A 4,178-nucleotide genomic window follows, 5' to 3' on the forward strand; every position below is an offset into this window, starting at 1 on the left:
CTTTTCTAAATGTAAGTGCACGTTTTTCACGTACTAAAATCATTTCCTTACCTGTAAACGGACTTTTCATAACTTTCTATTTATAAGGATATTTCATTGGAAATTCTGCAATATGAAACGAAATACAAATAACTTGAGAACCTTCAAAACCCATTGAAATTTTTATATAAATTTCTTTGTTTTTGATTTCTCAACCAAACACCCACATATCAGAACCTCCATACAACTTTTCATTTAAAGGACCTTCTGAATAATCAATCACTTTTAATGTGTCAATAATTTCAATTCGTTTATTTGGAGTTATCTCCAAAACAGTTAAAGTTTCTGCATTTTTACCGCGATCATCACGAAATAAAATAGACCAAATACTTTTCTTCTCTTGAAATTGTTTTAAAAACCGATTGATTTCTTCCTTTGTTGCCATATTTCCTAACACAAACTTACAACATCACAAACAAATATAAAAGTTGTATTTTACAAAATATTTGACTATTTTATAAACTTTAAAGTTGAAATTTTAAAAAATCACTTCCCGCAACATTTTTTATATTTCTTACCACTCCCGCATACACAAGGATCATTTCTTCCTATTTTGGTAGAAATAACAGGTGTCTGTTTTGGATATAAAACTTGCTCCATGCGCTCCTCCATATCAAATTCAAAATCTGCATTTTCAAAATACTCCTCTTCATCCCAATCTTGATAACTTATAGAATATACTTCTTCAATTGTCTTTATCTCTCTACCGATCTCCTCTTTTACATCCGACTTTTCGTTGTAAATCACCTCAAATTCCTTCCAGTCTCCCATAATATCTAAATCTATATATCCTCGATCAAAAAGTTCTTTAATTAAAGGAACAACATCATCTAAAGAAAAATATACTAAATCTGAAATTGCCAATCCCAAAAATGTTGGGTCAATCGGTCTATTTTCAATTGTATCATCTAACAAAAACTCAAATAAGCGTTTAAAAATCTGAATGATCTCTGGTTGTTTTTCAGGATAATGAATTGCAAGTTGAACCAAGGCTACTGCAAATTCGGTTTTTGTAAATGTATGAACTTCTGGACGATAGAGATACTCTTCCAATTCCGAAAGTTTATTTTTACCTAAATCAAAAAGCACCAACCAAACGATTTCGCATAAATCATCCCCAAAATAAAATTCAATCATTTCTTTATCATAGGATAATACCTCTTTGATTTTCGCTAAACTTTCTTCAGAATGTATTTCTCTCAATAAAAATAAAGCATGCAATAAGAAGGAATGAAGTTTGAGATCCCACCCTTCTTCACTAAATTCATTGTAACGTGAAACCGCATCTTGCAATACCAACTCTAAATCTTCAATTAATGTTTTTCTTGGAAGCAGTAACAAATCTTGTATTTTTTCTGCAGATTTTGAAAATCCCACTTCATACAACCTCCAAATTTCCTCATGATGAAGCATAGGTAATTGAACATCTTGAATTTCAGGTATTGGTCGACCATTAAAATCTCCAAATACTTCATTTAATTCTTTCCTCCTTTTTATACGAAGCATGCCTCGTAAATTCATTATATGACTTTCTAATTCCTCAATACGTGGATTTTCTTCATCTAATGATTTATAAAATTCAAATCTATTTTCCGCTAATACTAAATCTTCTTTTGCAATAGCATAGAGCACGGTGGTATAATAAAACGACTGAACCTCTGAAAAATGGAACTCGTCTCTTTCTGGATACAATTCTTTAAGATCCAAATTATTCCCTAAATATTCCAATGCTTCTTCTGGTTTTCCTTGATAAAAACAAAAATTTGCGGCATTCAAACGAGCGTGCAGATAATTAGGGAAATCTTTTAATAATTCCTCATTAATTTTCACCGCCTTATCATATTGTCCAATTTCTTTGTAAGCTACTGTCAAATAATTTCGCAATTGAGGTAAATTCGGATTCTCTTTGCAAAGTTTATCTATCTTTCGTATAAACGCTTTATCTATTTTCCCGTGAATACGATTCACTATCTCTTTTAATAACTTTTCTTGAGCAGGAGTCGTATCATAAATTTTCGATATGAAATCAGCATCATACGAAATTGTAAAATTTGTCTTGATTTTGTTATTTTCCATAAATTCCATCTCTTTCTTTATCTATTGTTCCTCCTTCATAGCCGCAAACTCCCATACGAGGAGAATTAACAATTGGCATTTCTGCCCAATCCAAATAATCCGAACAATGTTCACCGTGTTTTTCTTTGCAATTATCACAAAAATGAGATTCATCTTCCCATAAACAACAAGAACATAATGACGTTGCTACTTTCTTATGACAAATATCACACCCTAAAGGCAATGGTTCATTTCTAGATAATAAAACCACGTCTTTTTTTTGAGTGGGTAACATAAATTGTTTACCTGCTTTCAATTCCAGATAAGTAGTTGATCCATAATCGTATTCATACCCTATTTTTACACGAGGTTGAAAAACATCTTCAACCGAATGAGATTTTGAAACCTTATACTGTCGATGTGAAAAACCACTTAAATGACCACAACAATCCAACCAAATTTTCTTTAAAAAAGTATCTATTACTTTCATTTTTGCATCTCCTTTCACAAGCAATTGAAGAAAATAGTTTTCTGATTCAACTTCAACATAACAATAGTTTTCCGTTGCATTATTTTTTGATTCTTTTTCCTTAGCTTTAAGATGCTTCTCAAGGTGTTTTTTAATTTCTAACGAATCTACAATTTCATTACAATACAAACACTTACCAACTGACTCTATTTCTTTTGACATAATTATTATTTTATTTCTCGCATAATTCAAAATATCGAAATTTATTTGATTAGTATGATCAGACACGACCTGTCACCAACTCCCCGCTAAACGCTTTCTTCAAAATACTTTGCTTCAACGCCTCGGCTTGTTGTAAACTTGTTTTTATTTGTTCTTCCATTTTATCCGCTACACTCAAACGACTTTCGATTTCTTGGACTATTTGGTGTTGTTCTTCTATTGATGGAAAAGAAATTTCAATATCATTAAGAATTTCAAGTCTAATTCCTAATACAGTCGTTCCGCTAGACTTTTTCAAAATTTCATTTTCTCTGTTAAGAAAGAAATAGAAAGCAAATTTTATATCAATATTTACTTTTGGTCTTGCAATTTTTAAATCTTGATTTATTGTAGTTTCAATCTTTGTAATTATTGGTCTACCAGGATTAATTCGTGTGGCAATTATTAATTCACCATTTTTAGCTAGATTAGTCGTACTTTTTTTTAATCCTTCATCTGTAATAAAATCTGATGTTTGAGTTAAATATTCTCCTTTTATATCTTTTATTGATGCCCACGGAATTTTTCCATTCCAGTAGGCTTTTTCATTTTTACTTGGTGTTCCCCCTCCAATAAAATTAAAAACTTCTCCTAATTTTTTCACCTCCCACCCCTCTGGAAATTCTCCCTCTTTTACATTTTCATTTGTAAACCTACCTTCAAACGCCCATTTCAAAACACTTTGGCGGTACACTTTCAACTGCTCTAATGATTTCTTTAATTCTTCTACACCCTTTTCCAATTCGCTAAATAATTCCTCAATTTTAGAAACGATGTGTTGTTGGGTTTCGAGTGGAGGGAGAGGGATTTGAAGGTCTGAAAAATTTCTTAATGATATTTCTTTAAAGGTAGTACCACTGGCAACTTTTTCAGCTTCTTGTTTTGAATTTTTTAAAAAATAATAAATGAATAATGAATCAATGTTTGCATTAGGTATTATACTTTTAAACCCTTGATTTGTAGAAAGTTCTTCATCCGCAATAGCTACATAACCAATTGGAGCTCTACATGAAAATAAAACCGAACCTTTAGGCATTAATTTAGCAGATGATTTTTTTAGTCCTAATTCTGTTATTGATTTTTTACCTCTTCTAATTTTAATTTCATTATAACCAGTCAAATCAGATGGAGAAATCCATGAAATATTCCCATTCCAATATTCAGAAACTGTTGTTGATGGTGTACCTCCAGAAATTACTTCACCAATCTCTTTTAACTTCTTTATTTCCCACCCTTTTGGTAAATTTTTCATTTTTTCATCCATATTGTTTGTTCAGTCAAATAACGGTCAAATAAAAAACAACTTGTTATCCAACGGTTTAAATATTGATTTTATTTATTACAACTATTGCCA

At 30.9% G+C, this 4,178-nt stretch carries 4 protein-coding genes; all 4 read right to left on the reverse strand.

Annotated features, from left to right (window positions below; genetic code table 11):
- Positions 1–190: 190 nt before the first annotated feature.
- The 4 genes from AC9UFV_RS08895 to AC9UFV_RS08910 all read right to left on the reverse strand — a co-directional run bounded on the left by AC9UFV_RS08895 (position 191) and on the right by AC9UFV_RS08910 (position 4,076).
- Positions 191–424 (reverse strand): hypothetical protein, encoded by a 234-nt coding sequence (locus AC9UFV_RS08895; protein WP_509574961.1) that lies wholly within the window; start codon positions 422–424, stop codon positions 191–193.
- Between the two features lie 101 nt (positions 425–525).
- The gene (locus tag AC9UFV_RS08900) at positions 526–2,115 is read right to left on the reverse strand and encodes a tetratricopeptide repeat protein (RefSeq protein WP_509574963.1); all 1,590 of its coding nucleotides are present in this window, start codon (positions 2,113–2,115) and stop codon (positions 526–528) included.
- Positions 2,105–2,785: a hypothetical protein gene (locus AC9UFV_RS08905; protein WP_509574965.1), complete on the reverse strand. Its 681-nt coding sequence runs from the start codon at positions 2,783–2,785 to the stop codon at positions 2,105–2,107. The genes AC9UFV_RS08900 and AC9UFV_RS08905 overlap by 11 nt, the downstream gene beginning before the upstream one ends.
- A 58-nt stretch (positions 2,786–2,843) precedes the next feature.
- Positions 2,844–4,076, reverse strand: a complete 1,233-nt coding sequence (locus AC9UFV_RS08910) for a restriction endonuclease subunit S (protein ID WP_509574967.1) — start codon at positions 4,074–4,076, stop codon at positions 2,844–2,846.
- Positions 4,077–4,178: the final 102 nt, after the last annotated feature.

It is taken from the genome of Flavobacterium sp., from assembly GCF_044349645.1.
GTDB lineage: Bacteria > Bacteroidota > Bacteroidia > Flavobacteriales > Flavobacteriaceae > Flavobacterium.

Bases quoted from the DNA above. Each gene is read 5' to 3' on its own strand.
- AC9UFV_RS08905 (WP_509574965.1), bottom strand. From the start codon at position 2,785: ATGTCAAAAGAAATAGAGTCAGTTGGTAAGTGTTTGTATTGTAATGAA.
- AC9UFV_RS08900 (WP_509574963.1), bottom strand. From the start codon at position 2,115: ATGGAAAATAACAAAATCAAGACAAATTTTACAATTTCGTATGATGCT.
- AC9UFV_RS08910 (WP_509574967.1), bottom strand. From the start codon at position 4,076: ATGAAAAATTTACCAAAAGGGTGGGAAATAAAGAAGTTAAAAGAGATT.
- AC9UFV_RS08895 (WP_509574961.1), bottom strand. From the start codon at position 424: ATGGCAACAAAGGAAGAAATCAATCGGTTTTTAAAACAATTTCAAGAG.